The sequence below is a fragment of the Azospirillum sp. genome (assembly GCF_035628975.1).
Lineage (GTDB): Bacteria > Pseudomonadota > Alphaproteobacteria > Azospirillales > Azospirillaceae > Azospirillum.
In genome coordinates this window covers 1-20,756 of sequence record NZ_DASPIS010000054.1, presented here as the reverse complement: position 1 = coordinate 20,756, position 20,756 = coordinate 1, and the positions used below count along the sequence as shown (strand labels likewise).

Annotated in this window: 12 protein-coding genes, 1 tRNA gene and 1 pseudogene; 7 read left to right on the top strand and 7 right to left on the bottom strand. The window is 63.0% G+C overall.

Annotation, left to right across the window (positions count from 1 at the left end):
* Positions 1-301: 301 nt before the first annotated feature.
* Positions 302-1,003, bottom strand: a complete 702-nt coding sequence (locus VD964_RS12050) for a hypothetical protein (RefSeq protein ID WP_324868838.1) — start codon at positions 1,001-1,003, stop codon at positions 302-304.
* Positions 1,004-1,487: 484 nt separating this feature from the next.
* Between VD964_RS12050 and VD964_RS12045 the strand changes: the two genes are divergently transcribed.
* From VD964_RS12045 to VD964_RS12025, 5 genes are read left to right on the top strand one after another with little or no spacing between them, the layout of a single operon-like run.
* Positions 1,488-3,002 (top strand): DNA cytosine methyltransferase, encoded by a 1,515-nt coding sequence (locus VD964_RS12045; RefSeq protein ID WP_324868837.1) that lies wholly within the window; start codon positions 1,488-1,490, stop codon positions 3,000-3,002.
* The gene (locus VD964_RS12040) at positions 2,990-5,725 is read left to right on the top strand and encodes an ATP-binding protein (protein WP_324868836.1); all 2,736 of its coding nucleotides are present in this window, start codon (positions 2,990-2,992) and stop codon (positions 5,723-5,725) included. Before VD964_RS12045 ends, VD964_RS12040 begins: the two co-directional genes overlap by 13 nt.
* Positions 5,725-8,091, top strand: coding sequence for a Z1 domain-containing protein (locus tag VD964_RS12035; protein WP_324868835.1), 2,367 nt, complete (start codon positions 5,725-5,727; stop codon positions 8,089-8,091). The genes VD964_RS12040 and VD964_RS12035 overlap by 1 nt, the downstream gene beginning before the upstream one ends.
* Positions 8,084-9,076 (top strand): PD-(D/E)XK motif protein, encoded by a 993-nt coding sequence (locus VD964_RS12030; RefSeq protein ID WP_324868834.1) that lies wholly within the window; start codon positions 8,084-8,086, stop codon positions 9,074-9,076. The genes VD964_RS12035 and VD964_RS12030 overlap by 8 nt, the downstream gene beginning before the upstream one ends.
* A gap of 7 nt (positions 9,077-9,083) precedes the next feature.
* Positions 9,084-9,524, top strand: coding sequence for a very short patch repair endonuclease (locus VD964_RS12025; protein ID WP_324868833.1), 441 nt, complete (start codon positions 9,084-9,086; stop codon positions 9,522-9,524).
* Positions 9,525-9,610: 86 nt separating this feature from the next.
* Here VD964_RS12025 and VD964_RS12020 read toward each other — a convergent pair whose 3' ends face one another.
* A complete protein-coding gene (locus VD964_RS12020) occupies positions 9,611-12,445 on the bottom strand; it encodes an SEC-C metal-binding domain-containing protein (protein ID WP_324868832.1) in 2,835 nt (944 codons plus the stop codon).
* A gap of 457 nt (positions 12,446-12,902) precedes the next feature.
* On the opposite strand from VD964_RS12020, the gene VD964_RS12015 reads away from it, so the two are divergent.
* Complete coding sequence (locus tag VD964_RS12015) at positions 12,903-13,694, top strand: ADP-ribosylglycohydrolase family protein (protein ID WP_324868831.1); 792 nt, start codon at positions 12,903-12,905, stop codon at positions 13,692-13,694.
* 300 nt (positions 13,695-13,994) lie between these two features.
* On the opposite strand, the gene VD964_RS12010 is transcribed toward VD964_RS12015, so the two are convergent.
* The 5 genes from VD964_RS12010 to VD964_RS11990 form a co-directional block, all read right to left on the bottom strand.
* Positions 13,995-14,069: transfer RNA gene (locus tag VD964_RS12010), tRNA-Thr, on the bottom strand.
* A gap of 103 nt (positions 14,070-14,172) precedes the next feature.
* Complete coding sequence (gene recQ, locus VD964_RS12005) at positions 14,173-16,101, bottom strand: DNA helicase RecQ (protein WP_324868830.1); 1,929 nt, start codon at positions 16,099-16,101, stop codon at positions 14,173-14,175.
* 411 nt (positions 16,102-16,512) lie between these two features.
* Positions 16,513-16,956 carry a (deoxy)nucleoside triphosphate pyrophosphohydrolase gene (locus VD964_RS12000; RefSeq protein ID WP_324868829.1) on the bottom strand — a complete coding sequence of 148 codons (444 nt, stop codon included), beginning with the start codon at positions 16,954-16,956 and terminating at the stop codon, positions 16,513-16,515.
* Positions 16,957-16,962: 6 nt separating this feature from the next.
* A complete protein-coding gene (gene argJ / locus VD964_RS11995; protein WP_324868828.1) occupies positions 16,963-18,201 on the bottom strand; it encodes a bifunctional glutamate N-acetyltransferase/amino-acid acetyltransferase ArgJ in 1,239 nt (412 codons plus the stop codon).
* A gap of 243 nt (positions 18,202-18,444) precedes the next feature.
* Positions 18,445-19,416, bottom strand: a complete 972-nt coding sequence (locus VD964_RS11990; RefSeq protein ID WP_324868827.1) for a peptidylprolyl isomerase — start codon at positions 19,414-19,416, stop codon at positions 18,445-18,447.
* Between the two features lie 447 nt (positions 19,417-19,863).
* On the opposite strand from VD964_RS11990, the pseudogene VD964_RS11985 reads away from it, so the two are divergent.
* A pseudogene (locus VD964_RS11985) lies at positions 19,864-20,756 on the top strand (preprotein translocase subunit SecA); the annotation flags it as partial.

Genomic DNA, 20,756 nt, shown 5'->3' with positions numbered 1-20,756 from the left:
ACTAAACGCTGCCTTAGAGAGCCGCGAAGGCTACATATCAGCCTGTGACGTGTTGGGATGTAAGCTGCCGGACCGCATGGAGAGCGAGAAGGAACTCGATATCCTTCTCGCTCGCAAAGACACCTGTATGCCAAAAGTCCCCGATGAACACAACTGGCAGCCCTAAAAGCTGCGCAGCGTTGAAATTCGAGGATTGTCGGCTGTATTTCCGCACATACCTTTAGATAGGAGCATTGCCGTAATACGTAATTCTTTGTTGGATGCACCAGCAACTCTCCCCATACCGCATTCAACAGGCGCTTTACGTGATATCTTGCGTCGCTTGCTTGATCTTCTGGCGGCGCTCCCATGTGCGGATGCGATGGCAATTGGCGCAGACAACCTCGCAAAGTGAGATCTCGCGTTTCGCCTTGGCGTAGGACCGACATTCACCGACGTTGATGGATTTGCCAGTCATGACGTGGTCGAACTCCAGCGCAGCATGATGCCCACTGTATCCGCAATCGGCGCAACCGCGTTCGAGCTTGTAGGCCCTGAGCCATTGCGCTAAGCGATCTGTAAACCTGCGCTGAATGGTAAGCAGTTTCTCCCGTCCTTCGGGAGTAGAGCGCATCCGCGCCTTCTCCTTAGCTTGGAAGTGTGGGTCCTCCAGAATCTTACGCTTGTACCAACGGCGGCTTGCCTCTCGGCCTTTTTCCGGATTCAACGCTTTGGCTTTTCGGGCAGTCTCGCGCGCATATTCCCTAACATGGTCGATGTTCCTCTGACGCCATTCCGCGATGTACTCCCGTCGCTTGGCTCGATCTCGCTCTAAATCCGCGGGTGAAGTTTTTGCAAGATACTCTGCCCGCTTTCTTCTCTTATACTCACGATGGTATTCTCGACTTTCCTCACGACGCTGAGCTATCTCCTCAGGCTTCATGGCTGCTCTCCGCTTCTTTTGGTACTCACGCATATATGCGTTCTTCTTTTCACGCTTCTGCTCTTCCGTTAGATCCGTCATTGCGAACTCCTTAGCTACCGAAACCAAACCCACGAAAAGAACGATCGGTTTTGATCGCCTTCAGGTTGTCAGATCTGCAATCAGTAGGGGCTGGGTACCTGTCTGTCCGAGGAGATTTGTCTGGGCCACCACGTTCAGACAGTGATCTCTGGCGCACCTAGAGTTTCCAAGCTGGGCAGAGCGCTAGTCGAACCATCCCATATGCGATGCAGCGTCACAGCGCGACGACCGCTTTCGTGGTTCACAATCAGACGGTCACCTAGGTGTATGAATCTTCCCACCCCCAGCTGGATGGATCAGGTTGCGCTCCTCAAGGCCGGCGCATTACCTTGGCCTACGCAGAGCATTGCAACCGCATTTAGCTCGACGCCAAACTTAGATATCACAGGGTATTTCATTTCATGCGAGAACAGGACGAATGGTTGCATCTATAGCAATGCGCCGTAAAATCCTGCGGCTGAGAAGCGGGGAGCCACCGCGGTTGATGGACCTGTTCGCCGGGTGCGGCGGGATCACGCTCGGTTTCGTCACGGCAGGGTTTGAGCTCGTCGCATCTGTGGAATCGGACCCTTGGGCAGCCGAGTCCCATGGTGCCAACTTTGCGGCCGTCAGCCGCGGAACGAACCGCGAGGCCTACCACAAGGCTTACGACATCACGCGGGAGACGCCCGCGTCGGTCTTCCGCGACCTGGGGATCAGCGGTCCCGTGGACGAGCAGGTGGACGTGCTGGTTGGCGGACCGCCTTGCCAAGCGTTCGCACGTGTCGGCCGCGCCAAGCTCCGCCACGAGGCCTACCGTCGGGATGAGGACGATGCCGACATCGCCTTCCTCGTCGACGGCCGGGTGAACCTCTGGCAGCGGTACCTGCACTACGTCCGTGAGACCAAGCCCCTCGCGCTCCTTATGGAGAACGTCCCAGACATTCTGAACCACGGCGGACGGAATGTTGCCGAGACAGTGTCCGAGCACCTCCGGAGGGAAGGCTACAGGGTCCGCTACACCCTCCTGAACGCCTCCTGGTTCGGCGTCCCGCAGACAAGGGAGCGAATGTTCCTTATTGGCGTGCATGAGGATCTAGACGAGGACGTTGTTTTTCCCTCGCCGACTCATTTCTCCGTCCTTCCTATCGGGTACGAAGGAACCCGTGCGACGGCCCGGAAGCTGATCAACGCGACGCACGGGGACATCGAGCACAGCCATTGCCTGATCAGTGACCCGTCCGAGAAGGACGACCTGCCGAAGGCCACGACGGTCGAGAATGCCTTCGCCGACCTACCTCCGATTCACGCGCTCGACCTTCTAAAGAGCGGGAAAATTGCGCGCGGACGCAAGGACCCGTCGGAGCCGATGCGCTACACGTCCGCCATGCCGACGTCCGCGTGGTCAAGGCTGATGCGGGAGTGGCCGCTGTTCGCCGCCTCAGACTACAGCACGGGTCACGTGATCCGTTACCTACCGCGCGACTACAAAATCTTCCACTTGATGGAAGAGGGCTGGCAATATCCAGAGGTTTGGCGCTTTGTCGAGGAAAAGCGCCGGCAACTCATAGAGCAGCGCTGGGCGTCCGGGGAAGCCAAGGACGATGACGAGATGCAGGCGTTTATTAAGGAATGGACTCTGCCGTACGACCCTGGGAAGTTCCCGAACAAGTGGTGGAAGCTTCGCCGGGACAAACCATCGCGCACCCTTATGGCACATCTGGGCAAGGACTCGTACAGCCACATTCATTACGACAGCGAGCAGGCCCGCACCATTTCCGTCCGGGAGGCGGCCCGGCTGCAATCCTTCCCGGACGGGTTCGTTCTGCGCGGGAGCATGAACCCCGCCTTCAAGCAGATCGGCAACGCGGTGCCTCCGCTGGTCGCCTACACCATCGCCATGACAATGCGGCCGATCATTGGATGCCGGCCAATGCCGGACATCTGTCGCGAACTGCTGGCCGAGGACAGTCAGTCGTTGCCGGCAACCGAGGGGAGTGGTGAGAAATGCGTTTCCTGATCCTACGCATCCTGACTCACAGCGAACTCGGAATGTTCCATGAGTACCGCCGCCAGGGGAAGGAAGGGTCCAAGCAGCGTGCCTTGAACTTCGACTGGGACGTCGTCGACCGTGTCTTCCCGGCGGCCAAGGATTCCGACCGAATCGAAATGAACCTGCTGTACGACACCGATCAAGGGGTGGGGTGCGCACAGCAGTGGCTAAAGCGCCAAGAAAAGAACTGGCGACTCGAAGGCAATTGCCCAAAGGACAGATGCTACCACTTCGTCGAACCGGGTTGCCTGTTCGCCATGGAGATCGACGCCGGCACGGTACCGAGCGCCGGTGCGTGGGCGGTGTTCCCAGTAGATCATCCTGTGACGGCGACCATACTTGCCGACGGTGAGAGCTGTCGGCTCGCAAATTCGGCAATGATCGCACTGCATGACGAAGAGGGCGCACGCACTTGGGGTGTGCTCAGCAAAGCGCGCCCGGATCTTTTCACTTTGCACCAAGGGAACTCATTCGTGCCTCGGCCTGTGGTAGACACCATTCACCGCCTCGACCCTCAACTCCTGAAGCTCAACCCGGAGAATGAGCGCACTTACAGCGCCGACAGCCCGCAAAACCTATCCTTGCGCCAAAGCATAATGGCGCATGGAGTTCAAAGCCCGTTGCGCGTGTACGAGGACGGCACGGTTGAAGATGGAAATCGGCGATTATTCAACGTAAATTTACTTTCTGACGAAGGGCATCGTATCAATGATGTGCCGGTCATTTTTGTTCAGCACCCAGATAGTGTCGCTGAAGGTGTCATTCGGCGAATCAACTTGAACGAGGCCCAGCAGTTCACCCCCATTGAGCAGGCAAGAGCGTTTCAGAAGCTACGAGCCGCTGGTATGAACAATTCGCGGATTGCCTCCAAAACACCTTTCACTGCGATGCACGTTGGCAACATGCTAACGTTGTGGGACGCTGGTGAGGACGTTCATAGGTTAGTGGAAGACGGCAAGATCAGCGCGACCACAGCCGTAGACACTATTCGCTCATTTGGAGTTGACGTTGTCTTCGAGGCTGTTTCCCTTGCTATAAAGCAGGGGAAATCAAAGGCTACAGCGTTTCATGTGAATTCTGTTTTAGCTAATCGAAATATCATTGCGCAGATTGACCAAGATAGATTTGATGATAACGGCGAGGAGATGCTGATTGAGATATCTCCAATTAGAGAAGCCAATTCTGGAAGCGGTAATACGCGAAGCCCCAGTACGATGGCTTTGCTCAACGACCAGCTGAATGGGGTGCAATTGGCCCCCAATCCCGCAAGACTGGTGAAGATCCTCGCGTCGGTCGGCCACACGTTGCCGTCTGCTGTCGCAGACTTGGTGGACAACGCGATCAGCGCCGATGCCACCGAGATCGCGATCACCTTCGGGCGGCCGGATGGTGGACATGGACGCTGGATGAGCATTGCCGACAACGGTGACGGCATGGACGGCGCTAGGCTGGCGGAGGCGATGCGGATCGGCAGCGACTCCGAGTATGAGGGGAACAGCCTTGGAAAGTACGGTTACGGCCTGAAGGGCGCATCGTGGTCCCAGGCCAAGGTCTTCACCGTCGTGACCAAACGGGAGGGCGCACCCCGGCACCACCTGACCTGGGATGTCGACAACATGGACGGATGGATCGCCAAGTCGACGCCTCTGGAGCCCTGGGAGGAGGAGGTGAGCGCTCTCAGTGGCCATGGGACAGTGGTCCTCTGGAAGGATATGCGCCCGCCCCATGCCATGCCGACAATGCGTGGGCTGGACCCGTACTCCACCGAGGTGATGCTGCTTGAGCGGCACCTTGCGCTCGTCTTCCACCGCTTCCTTGAAGGCAAGGCCGTGGGGCGGAAAACTGTGACTATCACCATCAACGAAAAGCGTGTCGAGCCAAACAACCCGTTTGGCCATCCGCTTGCCTCGGCATACGACGCAAAGACGATCCGCATCCCAACCGGAGACGAGGATGGTCGCGTCCTGGTGCAAGCGTACCTGCTTCCTTCCGAGGATGAGATTGGCGACTACCACGCGCCCGATGGACAGGAGGTCGTCAGCCGGGCAATCGACCTAATCGGGCTGCATGGCAAACGCACAGAAACACAGGGCCTGTTCATCTACCGCCACGACCGCCTCATCAAATGGGGTGGTTGGCACCAGATGTGGAACACCAACGATGAGAAGACGAAGCTGGCACGCGTCATCGTCAACTTCGATAAAGTGCTGGACGACGCATTCAAGATTAATATCAGCAAGCAGATTGTTCAGCTTCCTCAACAGCTTCAGGCTGAAATCAAGAAGGTCGCTGAAGTCGCGCGTCGGGACAGCCAGCGGAAGTACCGGAAGCGGACTCCCACACCGCGGCCGACGCCAGCGGCGGGGCCGGGAAGCGGTAGCAATAGGCCAAACGTGCCTGGAGGCGACGTCGTGATGCCGACGCCCACGTCGTCGTCCACGACTACGCCCCCCACACCATCCCGGCGGATCGCTGTCAAGCCCGTCAAGACGGAGAAGTTCGTCTGGAAGGTGACGAGGGGGATGACCGGGACGCTCGACGTCCAGGTCAGCGAACTCGACCCAAGCCTCTCCGCGCTGGTCCAACTGATCCGCGACAACTCCGACGCCGTCGCTCACTTGGCGGGTTTCCTTGGTGGCTTGGACGAGGTAGATGCCCAGAGTCGGCTGATGGCTAGGAAGAGCAATTGATGGGCACGGTCCGCATCGTGGGGGCCGTGCCGCCGCAGCCCGTATGGACTGATCGCCTTACCTCGGGGTCCTGGTACCACTGGGAGCGGCTGGAGGGGCTTCTCCGGGGCGGTAGCAAGTGGGAGTCACAACAGGTCGACTCGGTCGCAGCCGAATCGCTTAGGGTTCTGCGGCATCTCGCCGATCCCCAACGGAAAGCCCCGTTCCAGTGCCGCGGCCTTGTCGTGGGCTATGTCCAGAGCGGCAAGACAGCGAACTATACAGCCGTCGCTGCGCGCGCCGTCGACGCGGGATACCGCATCGTCATCATTCTGTCCGGCATCCACGATTCCCTTAGGAACCAGACCCAGAATCGTCTGGAGCGCGAGCTGACGGGCCACCAGCTAGGCGGCCTCCCTCCGGCGAAACGAGGACGAGAATGGATCGCATTGACAACCCCGACAGAGGATTTCAAGGAGCAGGATGTCCGCATTCTCCAGTCTCCAGCACCGTTCCTGGCGGTGGTCAAAAAAAACGTCTCCGTACTGGCTAAACTGGATCGGTGGCTCGAGTCGGCTGAGCGCTTCCTGGAGGATATGCCTGTCCTGCTCATCGACGACGAGGCTGACCAAGCGTCCATCAACACCAAGGGCAACCGCCTCCCTGACCCAGCAGTGGGTGACGAGGAGGACGGCGACGAGAATGAGGCGCCGTCAAAGACAAATGCCCTCATCAGGTCCATACTGACCAGGACGTCCAAGGCCGCCTACATCGCCTACACGGCGACGCCGTTCGCCAACATCCTGATCAACCCGGAGGCGGTTGACCGTCGCGTGGGCGAGGACCTCTTCCCCAAGGATTTCGTCATCCAGTTGCCCCGTCCGAACGGCTACACGGGAACCGAGGAGCTGTTCGGCGTGTCCGCCCAGGGCCGTGACGTCTTGCGGATAGTTTCCGAAGAGGACGTCCGGGCACTGCGCGCGCCACGCCGGCGGAGGACGGCCGAGGTCGTCGTCAACAGCGATGACAACGCGCTGCCGGCGTCTTTAGCGGACGCGCTTGTCTCGTTCTGCTTGGCCGGGGGCGTGCGGTCGCTCCGCCCGGGGCTATCCGGCAAGGCTCACACGATGCTCGTGCACGTCAGCCAGCGGACCGCTGACCAGGAACGCATCGCCAACGCAATCCGCGACCAGTTGGAGCTGTGGCGCGAGGCCGAGCGGCAGGGGCAGCGGCTCGAGGCTGTCCTCGGCCCAGCCTGGGAGGCTATGAAGGCCGGCGTCGAGGCCCCTGCCGCCGACGACGAGGTGATCCGAGCCTCGATAGTTGTCCTCCGTCAAGTCGTCGTCCTGGAACTGAACAGCGTCACGGGCGAGAACCTTGAGTATGACGAGAAGCCCGGCCGACACATCGTCGCGGTCGGGGGAAACCGCCTCTCTCGCGGGCTGACCCTTGAGGGGCTGACGCTCTCCTATTTCCTCCGGACGGCGTCCATGTGCGACACCCTGCTGCAGATGGCGCGCTGGTACGGGTTCCGCCGCGGCTACGAGGACCTCATCCGCATCTGGACGACGGACGGAATCGCCCGATGGTTCTCAGAACTCGCGCTCGTTGAGCAGTCACTGCGGGACTCCATCGTCACCCTTGGACGCGCAGGGCGTAGGCCCGACCAGATGGCCATTCGGCTCCGCGCCCACAGCGAGCTCCTGCTGACGGCGCGCAACAAGTCCAGGACGGCCCTGTCCCAACAGGACTCCTGGTCCGGCGAACACCCGCAGACAGTCCTGCTACCGCTGTCAGACCGGGCTAAGCTGTTGGCCAACTGTGCCCTGGCGGAAGGGTTTATCGCGGAGGTCACGCCGTCGTTAAGGCGCCACGGCGGTTTGCTGGCGCGCGACGTCGCGCCCGAGACAGTGTGCGGCTTCCTTCGCTCTTACCGGATCCACGAAGACATCGTTGCGTTCCGCAGCGACCTCCTCGCCGACTGGATCATGGGACGGGCGGCGACGGGAGAACTCGTCGACTGGTCCGTGTTCGTCGCATCGCCGGAGGACGGGCGCCTAGTCATCCTCGGCGGCCGGGAGGTCCGTCTCGTACGCCGAAAGCGCGTCAGCAGCGAGAGCATCGGCATCCTGTCCGACCCGCGTCACGAGGGCGTCGACCTATCGGGAGGGCCGGACGCCTACCGACGGGAAAGTGGCGCCTACGACGCCGAGGCCATGCGCGCGGCAAGGCCTTCCACTCAGGGGCTTCTGATAGTCTACCCGCTAGACCCCGAGTACCTTGGCGTGCCGCAGCCGGACCCAATCATCGCGCTCGCCCTCAGCCTTCCGCGGACATCCGACGCGGGCACGACGTGGATCGTGAACGGGGCGCTGTCCAATGGTTGACGGGCCCACCCCCCAGCAATGGGCCGAACTTCGGGCTAAGCGCCCTGTAAGCGAGGACGCGCTGGCCACCCTCGCGGTCACCGTCGACGGGAGAGAAACGCCACTTTCCATCGGCATGGATCAAACGGGCAACCTCTATCTCCTGATCCCCATCCGGCGCGGCCCGGCAGGGGCGCCACCACCGGACCTGAACGGCCTGAGGGTCCGCCACCGCCTGTTGGAGACGGGGGAGGTGATCGAGCTTTCTGCCCCACCGTCGCACGAGTCAGTCTTCTCCCCATTCTGCCGCGAAGTCGCCGACGCCATCGTCGTCGAGTGCCGGGAGCCATGGGCGGCGGTGGCCGCGACCGTCCGGAATTGGCAGTCGGCTTGGCGACCGCTGCGCCCCGCCATGGACAAGACGGTTCAGGTTGGCCTCTTCGGCGAGTTGCTGGTGCTCCGCTCCCTCATGATCCCGGTCCTCGGCCCTGCCGCCGTGGACCAGTGGAGCGGCCCAGACTCCGAGCGGCACGACTTCGTGGGCAGGCGCCTACACCTGGAGGTCAAGACCACGCGCAAGGGCAGGCCAGAGCACGAGATATCCCGTCTGGACCAACTGCGCGTTCCCGAGGGACGCCAACTGCTGTTCGTGTCGGTTCAGCTTGAGCAGTCTGCCGGCGGCGGCGAGACGCTAGCCACCCAGCTCGACTCCACTGTAGGCGTGCTGCGCGCGGACGCCGCCGCGTTAGACACCTTCATGATGAAGATGGTAGATATGGGATGGTCGGAGGAGATGCGGAACTCTGGCGAACTTCTGCGGTTCTTTGTGCGTGGTGCGTCCGTCTATGCTGTGGACAACGACTTCCCGCGGCTCCCTGACGACTTCGCGCCACCTTCGGGCGTCGTATCGGTCAAGTACACGATAGACTTGGCGAACCTGCCCGAACTGGACTTCGACGAAGCCACGGCGCTTGTCAGAGACGCCAACCCGGGATACACATCGTGAACGCCTGATGGCCAGGACGCGGAAAGGACGCAAGCCAAAGCCCCCTCCGCTGTCCCGATCGGAGATGATGGCTCGCATCAAGGGAAAAGATACCGTCCCAGAGTTGACGGTGCGCCGGGCCATGTGGGCAGCCGGTCTGCGCTACAGGCTGCATGACCGGCGTCTTCTAGGTCGTCCAGACATGGTACTCCCCGCGCGACGTGTCGCGGTTTTTGTCCACGGATGCTTCTGGCATTGCCACGAGGGCTGCCCCAATTTCAGGATTCCCAAGACCCGAACAGAGTGGTGGGCGGAGAAACTAGCCCGCAACAAGGCTCGGGATGCTGAGGTGTGCGCCGCTATCGAAGCAGCTGGGTGGCAGCCGTTCATTATATGGGAATGCGAGGCAAGTCGCCCGGACTGCTTGGCCGGCCTTGTGGAAAGACTGAAAAATATACCATGTCGGTAAAGGAACCTTTCGTTCGCGTCAGAGGAAGTGAGCACTTGAGGCGGAAATGCGAACGTGAGTTACTCATGACGCCACAGTGAAACCCGCTACACGCCGTGGCACCGCTTGAACTTCTTGCCCGAGCCGCACGGGCAAAGCTCGTTGCGACCCGGCCGCTTACCAGATCGCACCGACTCCCGCATCCAAGGCGGCGTCACCTGCGGCACCCTGAGCTGCGATGGTGGGCCGTGACGTCGCAGCTCGGCGATCAGGCGATGCTGTGTCATGAGCTCTTTCTGACCAGCCTCGCTCATCCCTGGATGATAGGGCAATAGCCGTGCCATCTCTGCGTCGGCTTCGTCCCATGCACCACAATAAGCCAGAACGACCGCATACTGACTCCTCACCGGAATCATGTGGCCGGCCAACCTTAATCCCTGCACAAGTGGCAGCAGGTTCCGCTCTATCAGGTCGCGCGCGCCTTGGAAGTCATTGCGGCCGCAGAACTCGTCGACAAGTTCCTGACCGACGCGCAGCATGGAATCTGGCGCGTGGGCCAATTGGTAGAACTTGAGCGCGTGAATGCGGCCGAACGGCGACACGCCACCCTGTGCGGTAATCGCTTGCGCATGAAGGTCCAATGTGTCGGCAAGGTGCTTCAAGTCGTCGACAAGGCCGGGTCGCTCCGGCAATAGGGGCCTGAGTTCGTCGGCGTTGCGGCCGAACACCAACTCCGGATCAATCCCGAGCGCATCATAATATTCGGTAATGAGCCGGCCTGTTTCGGCCGTCGTCCTCTTAAATTCCCCCAACCTGAAGAAAGCATTAGCGACATTATAGCGGAAAATCCGATCATATTCCGGCTGCTTCGGTACGCGCGGACGCATTTCCTCAATGGCTGCGGCGACAGCTTCACCATTGCTTTTCTGCGCGAGAGCAAGCATCCGCTTCATCGCCCAGTTGAGCCAAAGCTGGTCGCCGATGCCGTGTCGTTCAATCAGGCGCCCCATCGTTCCGAGACGTTCCAGCGCCCGTTCGGACTTACCTTCCCGCAGGTCATTGAAGATCAACCCATCGAGTGCTCGACAACGCTGCTCAGGATCTCCGTCTCCTTCGGCGGTGCGGACCAGGAAAGGTTCGATTTCTGGCCATACTCCCATCTCATGAAAAAGCTCGTCGGTCGCAAACTCGACGAGCAGCGTAGCCCTCCCGACCTGACCGAACAGCCGTATGAGGAGCGACAGCTTGCCCAGGCTCCAATCCTCCTGGATCGACGCGACGATCACGTCGGCAAACACCCTCCTGACCCGCTCTACTTCGGCTGGTCCAAATCCGATAAGATGTCGTTGCGTGACAAGGCGCATCGCATCGTGGACCTTCAGCCGATCACCGCCGAACAACTCCATCGCACCGGTGGCAGGAAGCCCGCGGAGCCGGCGCGCTACTTCGACGTCATCAAGCGACAGCGAATCCCGGAGAACGGCGCGAGCTTCACTTCCAGAGATCGGGACGTCCGCGATTGAAAGCACTGAGAGAATGTCCCTCAGTTCTGGCGTTGCAGCGGCGAATGTCCTTTCCAGGATTATCTCCTGGGCCGTCTCTACGATGTGTGTCTGTGCTTCCAACTCGGTGCACAGAGCGGCCAAGTCGCCGTCGTACTCGGCCTGAGCGATTGATAATGCATTCTGTACGTAATAGGGCAAAGCCCCAGTGAGCCGGCGCAACCGCTCGCACGTAGCGAAGTCCGCGCGGCAACACCGCTCCTGCGCCTCAGCAGCGACAGCATCGGCATCCCATCCTTCCAGCCGCTCGGCCTTGACGTCGAGCATGATCTGAAGCTCGCGGACGGCTTCGCCCGGATGGCAAAGAAGCAGTACACGTAGCCATGGCACCCGAGAAATGAGAGCCAGGAGGTCGGCCGGGGGAAGACGGTGTGCGTTGTCCAGCACCAGCGTCACGCGTTCACCGCGCACCTCCATCTGACGCCCGAGCGCCTGGAGCAGGTCGAGCCCTGAGGCGCCGGGCAACAGCACCTCGCCCAGCCGCCCGCCCTTCGAACCCAACCAGCGGGCGGCGAGCTCGCGCGCCAGTGACATCGCAAGAGCCGGGCCGGGCGTATCGCCAACGTCGAAATAGGCTAGCTGCTCAGGAGTCTGTTGTGCCGCCGCTGCCGCCCATGCAGTCTTGCCGGCACCGGAGTAGCCAGCGACGATCCGCACCGGTGCGTCGGACACCAGCGACGGCTCACCTTTCTGCGGGCGGTAGACAGCTGGCGGCGCTGGAAAGTCTTGGAGTTGCAGGACAAGCTGCTCGAACAGGACTGGCAACTCTTCCGCCGTGAAACGGTGGTTGGTCCGCGGCGGCGTGCCTGACGCAGCCAGCATGACCTGTCCCGCCAGCTTCCAGACCAAAGTTTCCGGGACGAGCAGCGCGTGCGGGAGCGAGTCCGCTAAGAAGCTGCAGCGCTCAATGGCTTCCGCGATGTCCATCGCAGGCTTCGGCACCACAACTCGCGGCCCGCCCTCCATGCTGGGCCAATGCAGCTCCACATCCTTCGGCCAGCCTGGGCCTCTCAACATCGCGGCTAGCGGGCCGTTGGGCGCCGCATTGGAGGCGATTACGAAGTAGGCATCACCAGAACGTGACTTATTGGTGTGCTCGGCTCGGATCTGTGCGAACCGGGCCAATGCATCATCGACGTCGGCCCGAGCGAGGGCACCTACGCGGGTCTTCACCTGGACGTAGATGCAACCTTTATCCGTCTCAAGCTCAATGTCCTCGTCGCTCTCCACCACGACGGCTCGGATGCCAGAGGGACCTGCGAGCAACAAGCACCACACTGCGTAGAGGTGCTGGTAAAGGAACCCCCGGTGGACTGCTTCGATGCGGCGAAGCTGCCTTGGATCGAGGGTTCGCGGAACGGCGGCATCGATATCGAGCACAGTGACTCCGGGTATGAGCGACAGTTGGAGCGCAGGTTATGAACCGCGTGGTTGCCCAGATTGCCTAGGTGATGGAAGTCCATGCCCCTAGGGGGCAGCACCTTTTGGTCCTAGAGCCCGCACAGAAAATCGATATGCGCTTCAGCGGGAAAGGTCCAGGTTCTGGCTCTTGCGGCAGCGAGCTGAGCCAACACCTCGCCAAACTGCCATATCTTTTAGAGGCAGCCATTAAGGAGTAGTAGCGAGATGCACTCCGACTGCATGGCCAATCGGACAGGCCAGAGTTCTTTGATTGCGAGGAATACGCAGTTTGACGATGTGATGGGTACGTGCATTTATGATATACAATCTATGATTGCAATAGATGGTAGGAGAGCGGCCATCGTGAGGAAAACACCTTCGCTGCGTAGGATAGTCTGCGCTTGAGGAAAGGCGCAACGATGTGGAGGCAAGAGGCATGAAGGGCGCGATCATTGGGGACATCATCGGCAGCGTCTACGAGCGGTCCAATATCAAAACCAAGGATTTCCCACTGTTCGCAACGGACGCCGACTTCACGGACGACACAGTTTGCACTGTGGCTCTTGCCGAGTGCATCCTGGATTGGGGAGATCCAAGCGCCTATCTGCGCCGCTGGGGCAGGCGTTACCCCGATGCTGGTTACGGTGATCGCTTCAGCGAATGGCTTTGGGCCGAGCAACCGGAACCATACGAGAGCTTCGGCAATGGTGCGGCCATGCGGGTATCGCCCTGTGCGTGGTTGGCCCCTACGACCCAAGAGGCACGGTCACTCGCGCGGGCCGTGACGCAGGTCACCCACAATCATCCCGAAGGCATGAAGGGTGCACTGGCGGTCACGGACGTGATCCGGCTCGCTCAGCGAGGAATTCGGCCGGAGGTCATTCGTGCCCGCGTTACCGAGCGCTACCGCTATGACTTGACATGTAGCGTAGATGATATCCGCCCCAGCTATGCTTTCGATGTCACCTGCCAGGGCACCGTACCGCCGGCCATAGTGTGTGCCCTGGAAGCCACTGGGTTTGAGGACGCGATCCGCAATGCGATCAGCATTGGCGGGGATAGCGACACGCTAGCGGCCATTACCGGCAGCATCGCCGAGGCTATGTTCGGCGTTCCGGATGCGCTGTGGGTTGAAGCTGAAGCTTACCTGCCAGACGACATACTGGCCGTGTTGGAGCGGTTCTCCGATGCACTTACCGGACGTTTCGCCGGGGGTGCGAACCGTTGACGGACGAGGGGAGGTAGGCGGCCCGATGCATGCGGCGGCGGCGGAGGGGGCCGCCCCCACCCCCAATGATGCTGTTGCCTTACCCAGCGTGCAGACTAGGCCTATGATCGATGCTGACCACTTCACTATGTCTGGCAAACAAGATCGATTGTGACAGCGTCAGATGCGTCCAAAGTGGTTTGGAGCTGGATTGCTGGATTTAATTTTCTGTTGCGACCTGGGTGCGACCTGGAGCGGATAGGAGCTCTCGGTCCGGATATGGAAAGGCCCCGAAAGGCGTTACCTTTCAGGGCCTTAGAGTGGTGCCGCAACAGGGATTTGAACCCCGGACCTACTGATTACGAATCAGTTGCTCTACCCCTGAGCTACTGCGGCGTCGTTGTGGCGCGGAACATAGCGAGGTGCTTCGCGGGATGCAAGCGGTGAATTTCGGAAAAATCGACCGCCCGCTCTCAAGCCTGCCATGCACCCGAAAACCTCATCCGTGCTGCCGGATCACCTCCAGGAAGGCGTCGGCGTAGCGTTCCAGCTTGCGCCCGCCCACCCCCGGCAGATGGGCGAAGGCGGCGTGGTCGCGGGGGCGCTGGGCCACCATCTCCAACAGCGTGCTGTCATGGAAGATCACATAGGGCGGCACGCTCTGCGCCTTGGCCAGCGCCGTGCGGCAGTCCTTCAGCGCATGCCACAGCGCGTCGTCGGCCGCAGACAGCGCACCGCGGGCGCCGGAGCGCGACACGCCCTCCCCGCTCGCTCCACCGCCGACGGAGCCGCCCCGCGCGGTGTGGCGGCGCAACGCGTCGTGGACGCCGCGGCGGCGTTCCAGCACCGGGTCCTTGCGCAGCTTGACCACCCGCTGCCCCTTGATGACGGCAACCCCGGCATCGGTCAGGCGGAAGCCGCCATAGCCCTCCAGATCGACGGTCAGCAGCCCGGTCGCCACCAGCTGGCGATAGACCGACTGCCATTCGACCTTCGACAGGTCGGTGCCGACACCGAAGGTCTTCAGCCGGTCATGCTGCTGCTGGATCACCTTCTCGGTGGCATTGCCGACCAGCACGTCGATCAAATGGCCGGCACCATAGCGCTGCCCGGTGCGGTAGACCGCCGAAAGCGCCTTCTGCGCGGCGATGGTGCCGTCCCAGGTCTCGACCGGGTCGAGGCAGGTGTCGCAGTTGCCGCAGGGCTCCGGCAGCGTCTCGTTAAAATAGTTCAGCAGCACCTGACGGCGGCAGTCCGACGTTTCGCAGAAGCCGAGCAGGGCCTCCAGCTTGCCACGCTCCACCCGGCGGTGGCTGTCGCCGGCTTCCGATTGCTCCAGCATCTGGCGCAGCATCACCACGTCGGCCATGCCGTAGGCCATCCAGGCGTTGGCGGGCAGGCCGTCGCGGCCGGCGCGGCCGGTCTCCTGGTAATAGGCTTCCAGGCTCTTGGGCGGGTCGAGGTGGCAGACGAAGCGGACGTTCGGCTTGTCGATGCCCATGCCGAAGGCCACCGTGGCGACCATCACCAGACCCTCGCTCTTGATGAAGCGGTCCTGGTTGGCCTCGCGCGTCTCGGCCGGCAGCCCGGCATGGTAGGGCAGAGCCTCGCGGCCCTGTTGATTCAGCCAGGCGGCGACCTCCTCCACCTTGTTGCGCGACATGCAATAGACGATGCCGGCGTCTTCCGGATGGTTTTCGCGCAGGAAGGCCAGCATCTGCTGGCGCTCGCTCTTCTTCGGCACCACGCGGTAGGTGATGTTGGGCCGGTCGAAGCTGGACAGGAAGACGCGGGCGTCGGTCAGCCCCAGCTTGTCCTTGATCTCGGCGCGGGTCTGCACGTCGGCGGTGGCGGTCAGCGCGATGCGCGGCACCATCGGGTGGCGTTCGTGCAGGATCGACAGCTGCAGATATTCGGGGCGGAAGTCATGCCCCCACTGCGACACGCAATGCGCCTCGTCCAGCGCGAACAGCGCCAACCGGGTGCGGTCGAGCAGGTCGAGGAAGCGCGGCGTCACCAGCCGTTCCGGCGCGACATAGACGAGGTCGATCTCGCCCTGCACCATCGCCCGCTCGACCTCCCGCGCTTCGGCCGGCCCGAGGGAGGAGTTGAGGAAGGCGGCGCGCACGCCCAGTTCCCGCAGAGCCGTCACCTGGTCGCGCATCAGGGCGATCAACGGCGAGACGACCACCGTCACCCCGTCGCGCACCAGCGCCGGGATCTGGTAGCACAGCGACTTCCCGCCGCCGGTCGGCATCAGCACCAGCGCGTCGCCGCCGCGCACCACATGGTCGATGATGTCGGCCTGCTGGCCGCGGAAGGAGTCGTAGCCGAACACCGTCCGCAGCGCGTCGAGCGCCGTGGCCGGCCGTTGACCGAGGGCATCGTCCGACGCACCCGGGTTGCTGTAGGAAAACAACGAATCCACGCCGATGCGGTTCAGGAAAGTGGTGCCGGAGATCCGGCTTGTCGTCTCAACGCCCCATCATGTGGCACAGATCGCCCGCCGGGCAAAGCCGCAAAGGGACACGCCCGGGAACAAAGGTCGGACCTGCTCGGGCACCACCACACATTGGTGTGAAACAGTGGCGCCCGCTCATCGTCCGCGTGTAAACTGAAAACGGCGGATGGATGGTCCATCCGCCGTTTCAGAAGGAGGAAGGTGGCATGAAGAAGATGCCGTTCTTCCCGGTGCTCCGGTGGCGGAGATGGCGGATCGAAATCCGCTTGATCCACCGCTAAGCATCGGGAGCGTGCCGGCGGGTGCTGCAACACCCGCCGGCCACCTCCGAAAAATATACAGCCGCGCGGCCCGATTTTCAACGCGCGGTATCGGCCCCTACAGCAAATCGCGCAGCATCGCCACCAGCGGCACGTCGGCCGGCGGCATCGGGTAATCGCCCATCCGGTTCGGGTAGACCCAGGCGAGCTTCTGCCCCTCCTGCGGCCTCACCTCGCCCTCCCACACCCGGCAGACATAGAGCGGCATCAGCAGATGGAAGCTCTCGTAGCTGTGGGATGCGAAGGTGAAGGGGGCGAGGCAGCTGGCCGCCGTGTCGATGCCCAATTCCTCCTTCAGCTCGCGCACCAGGGCTGCTTCCGGCGTTTCCCCGGCATCGACCTTGCCGCCTGGGAATTCCCACAGCCCCGCCAACGACTTGCCGGGAGGGCGCTGGGCCAGCAGCACGCGCCCGTCGGCATCGACGAGCGCCACCGCGACGACCATCAGCACCGGCAGCGAGCCGCGAGCAGGGGTGGAGTTGGGATCGAAACAGGCGGTCACGGCTGATCAGCTCCGATAGCTGCCGTTGATGTCGATGTAGCCGTGCGTCAGGTCGCAGGTCCACACCTTCGCCGTGCCCTTGCCCAGGCCGAGGTCGATGTCGATGTCGATCTCCTTGCCCTTCATGTGGGTGGCGACCGGCGTCTCGTCATAGCCCGGGACCTCCATCCCGTCGGCGCAGATCAGGGTGCCGCCGACGGTGATCTTGATCAGGTCGCGGTCGGCGCGCTCGCCGGCGCGGCCGATGGCGGCGACGATGCGGCCCCAGTTGGCGTCCTCGCCGGCCACCGCGGTCTTGACCAGCGGCGAGTTCGCCACCGTCATGCCGATCCGCTTGGCGGCGGCGTCGCTGTCGGCGCCGCGCACGGTGATGGCGATGAACTTGGTCGCCCCTTCGCCGTCACGCACCACCTGCAGCGCCAGATCGAGCAGCAGATCCTCCAGCGCGGCGCGGAACTCCGCCAGCTCGGCGGCACCGGCGCTCGACACCGGGGCGTTGCCGGCCTTGCCCGTCGCGAACAGCAGCAGCGTGTCGCTGGTCGAGGTGTCGCCGTCGACCGTCACGGCGTTGAAGGTGCGCTCGGTGAATTCCGACAGCATGTCCTGCAGCGCGGTGGCGGCGATGGCGGCGTCGGTGAAGACGAAGCCCAGCATCGTCGCCATATCCGGCGCGATCATGCCGGATCCCTTGGCGAAGCCGGCGATGGTCACCGTCGTCCCGCCGATCTTGGCGGTGCGTACCGCGCCCTTCGGGAAGGTGTCGGTGGTCATGATGGCGCGGGCGGCCTTCTCCCACGCGGCGGAGTCGGCTTTGAGGGTCGGCGCCATCGGCGCCAGGCACTTGCCGATGGCGTCGGCAGCCAGCGGGATGCCGATCACGCCGGTCGAGGCGATGTAGACCTCATCCGGGGCGCAGCCGGCCAGTTCGGCGGCGGCGCTGACGGTCGCCTGCACGGTGGCGTCGCCCGCCTTGCCGGTGAAGGCGTTGGCGTTGCCGGCATTCACCACCACGGCGCGGGCCGAGCCCTTGGGCAGGCTGTCGCGGCACCAGATCACCGGGGCCGAGCAGGTCAGCGACCGGGTCAGCACGCCCGCCACGCTGGTGCCGGGATCCAGCACGGCCAGCAGCAGATCGTCGCGGCCCTTGTATCGGATGCCGCTGTTCGCCGTGGCGATGCGCACGCCCGCGATGGGCGGCAGCGTCGGGAAGCTGGCGGGAGCCAAGGGGGAGAGGGTCGTGGCCATGGAGGGAGTTCCCGTGGTGGGGAGTGGTGGTGGCGTGGTGGAGGCGTGATGAGAATGAGAAAGCCTCAGGCCCCCTCCCTAACCCTCCCCCGCCCTCGGCCGGCCGAAGGCCGGTCCGATCGCGGGAGAGGGAATTGCCGCCGCTCCGCAACCAACTCCCTCTACCGCCGCAGGCGGGGGAGGGAAGGGGCCCATGCGTCAGCATGGGAAGGGAGGGGGCAACGGGGGCCTGAACGCCTGACCTTACTTCTTCGCCGGCTCCGCCGGAGCGGCGGGCGTCGCCGGGGCCGGGGTCGCCGGGGCGGCGGCCGGCTCTTCCTTCGGCATCGGCGAGCCGTCGAGCTGGAAGGTCTCGATCGTCGCCTTGCCGCGCAGTTCCTCGACCAGCGCGGTGACGATGTCCTTCGACAGCGTCTGCTCCAGCTGCGGCTTCACCTCGTCCAGGGTCGGCTGCGGCTGGGTGCGCTTATCCTCGACCTTGATGATGTGATAACCGAACTGGGTCTTGACCGGCTCCTTGCTGATCTCGCCCGGCTTCATGGCGAAGGCGACGTTGGCGAAGGGCTCGACCATCGCGTCCTTGGTGAAGTAGCCGAGGTCGCCGCCCTGGGCCGCGGCGGCGGCATCCTTGGACTTCTCCTTGGCCAGCTTGGCGAAATCGCCGCCCTTCTTCAGCTGGGCGATGATGGCCTTGGCCTCGTCTTCCTTCTCGACCAGGATGTGTGCGGCCTTGACCTCCTCCTGCGCCGGGTTCTCCTTCAGGAAGTCCTGATAGGCCTTCTGCGTCGCCTCAGGCGTGATGCGGGCCTTGATCTCCTTCTGGATGTAGGCGCGCTGCACCGCGCGCTCCTCGGCGCGCTTGATCTCGTCCTTCACCTCGGCCGAATCGGCCAGACCGGCCTTGTAGCCGGCCGAGGAGACCAGCTTGCCGCTGACCAGCTGGTCGATCACCGCCGGATAGATCATCTCGATCGGCATCTGCTGCACCTGGGGCGGCAGCTGCGAGACCATGCGGGAGACGTCCGACTTGCGCAGCTCCTCGCCGTTGACGCGGGCGACCACCGGATCGGCCGGAGCAGCCGGGGTGGCCGGAGCGGAGGCGGCCGGGGCAGCCGGCGCGGGGGTGGCGGGAGCCGGCGTCTGGGCATTGGCGGCCAGCGCGATGCCACAGGCGGCAACCGACAGGAGCGCGGTGCGGAACACTCGTTGAACCATGGCGTGTCTGTTTCCTTCCGGCGGATGCTTCGCAACAAGAGGGCGGCCGATGGGTCGGAGCCCCGGTTCGCATGGCCTGCGGCATCGGAGCCATCCGCCGCTCCGCGCCCGATTCCGCAGGGGATTAAGCATGGCTAGCCCGCGCGGGGCAAGGGGTGCGCTTGGGTTCCGTCCGGGATGCCGTTGCGGATCCGGAGCCCATGAGCCTCCCCAACGACCTGTGCCTCGCGTCCGGCAATACCAGCCCCGAACCGTCCCGTCAGCCGCCTTCCCGCTTTCTGGACGCGATTTCATGGTTCCGTCATGCCCGCAACGGGGCGGGCGGCGCCGTTGATGATGCCGCAGGGGGGCTCCACCTGCCCGGTCTCGTTGACAGGGCCTTGCCATAGTCCTATGTGAGACCCGTCGATAGACTGGCCCGCATTCCGCTTTACTCCCGAGGTTTTCATGTTCGGCGCTCTCGCCCGCAAGATTTTCGGCACCGCCAACACGCGCGCGGTCAAGGCGCTGCACAAGACCGTGGCTCAGATCAACGCGCTGGAGCCGTCGGTCGCGGCGCTGACCGACGACCAGCTGAAGGGACGCACCGACTGGCTGCGCGACCGGCTGGCCAAGGGCGAGACGCTGGACGACATCCTGCCCGACGCCTTCGCCACCGTGCGCGAGGCGGCCAAGCGCGTGCTGGGCCAGCGCCATTTCGACGTCCAGCTGATGGGCGGCATGGTGCTGCACAGCGGCAAGATCGCGGAGATGCGCACCGGTGAAGGCAAGACGCTGGTCGCCACGCTGGCCGTCTACCTGAACGCGCTGGAAGGCAAGGGCGTCCACGTCGTCACCGTGAACGACTATCTCGCCTCGCGCGACAGCGGCTGGATGGCCCGGGTCTACGGCTTCCTCGGCCTGACGACCGGCTGCATCGTGCACGGGCTGGACGACGACGAGCGCCGCGCCGCCTATGCCGCCGACATCACCTACGGCACGAACAACGAGTTCGGCTTCGACTATCTGCGCGACAACATGAAGTTCCGGCTGGAGGAACTGGTCCAGCGGCCCTTCAACTATGCCATCGTCGACGAGGTCGACTCGATCCTGATCGACGAGGCGCGCACGCCGCTGATCATCTCCGGCCCGTCCACCGACTCGTCCGAGATGTATGTCCAGGTCGACCGGCTGATCCCGATGCTGGTGGCCGAAGATTTCGAGAAGGACGAGAAGCACCGCACCGTCAGCTTCACCGAAGCCGGCCAGGAGCATATGGAGCAGCTGCTGGGCCAGGCCGGGCTGCTGAAGTCGGGCGGGCTCTACGACATCCAGAACGTGGCGCTGGTCCACCATTCGCA

Coding starts and splice junctions, on each gene's coding strand:
- VD964_RS11990 (WP_324868827.1), bottom strand. CDS start 19,416: ATGGTTCAACGAGTGTTCCGCACCGCGCTCCTGTCGGTTGCCGCCTGT.
- VD964_RS12030 (WP_324868834.1), top strand. CDS start 8,084: ATGGTTGACGGGCCCACCCCCCAGCAATGGGCCGAACTTCGGGCTAAG.
- VD964_RS12045 (WP_324868837.1), top strand. CDS start 1,488: ATGGACCTGTTCGCCGGGTGCGGCGGGATCACGCTCGGTTTCGTCACG.
- VD964_RS12050 (WP_324868838.1), bottom strand. CDS start 1,003: ATGACGGATCTAACGGAAGAGCAGAAGCGTGAAAAGAAGAACGCATAT.
- VD964_RS12040 (WP_324868836.1), top strand. CDS start 2,990: ATGCGTTTCCTGATCCTACGCATCCTGACTCACAGCGAACTCGGAATG.
- argJ (WP_324868828.1), bottom strand. CDS start 18,201: ATGGCCACGACCCTCTCCCCCTTGGCTCCCGCCAGCTTCCCGACGCTG.
- VD964_RS12035 (WP_324868835.1), top strand. CDS start 5,725: ATGGGCACGGTCCGCATCGTGGGGGCCGTGCCGCCGCAGCCCGTATGG.
- VD964_RS12025 (WP_324868833.1), top strand. CDS start 9,084: ATGGCCAGGACGCGGAAAGGACGCAAGCCAAAGCCCCCTCCGCTGTCC.
- VD964_RS12015 (WP_324868831.1), top strand. CDS start 12,903: ATGAAGGGCGCGATCATTGGGGACATCATCGGCAGCGTCTACGAGCGG.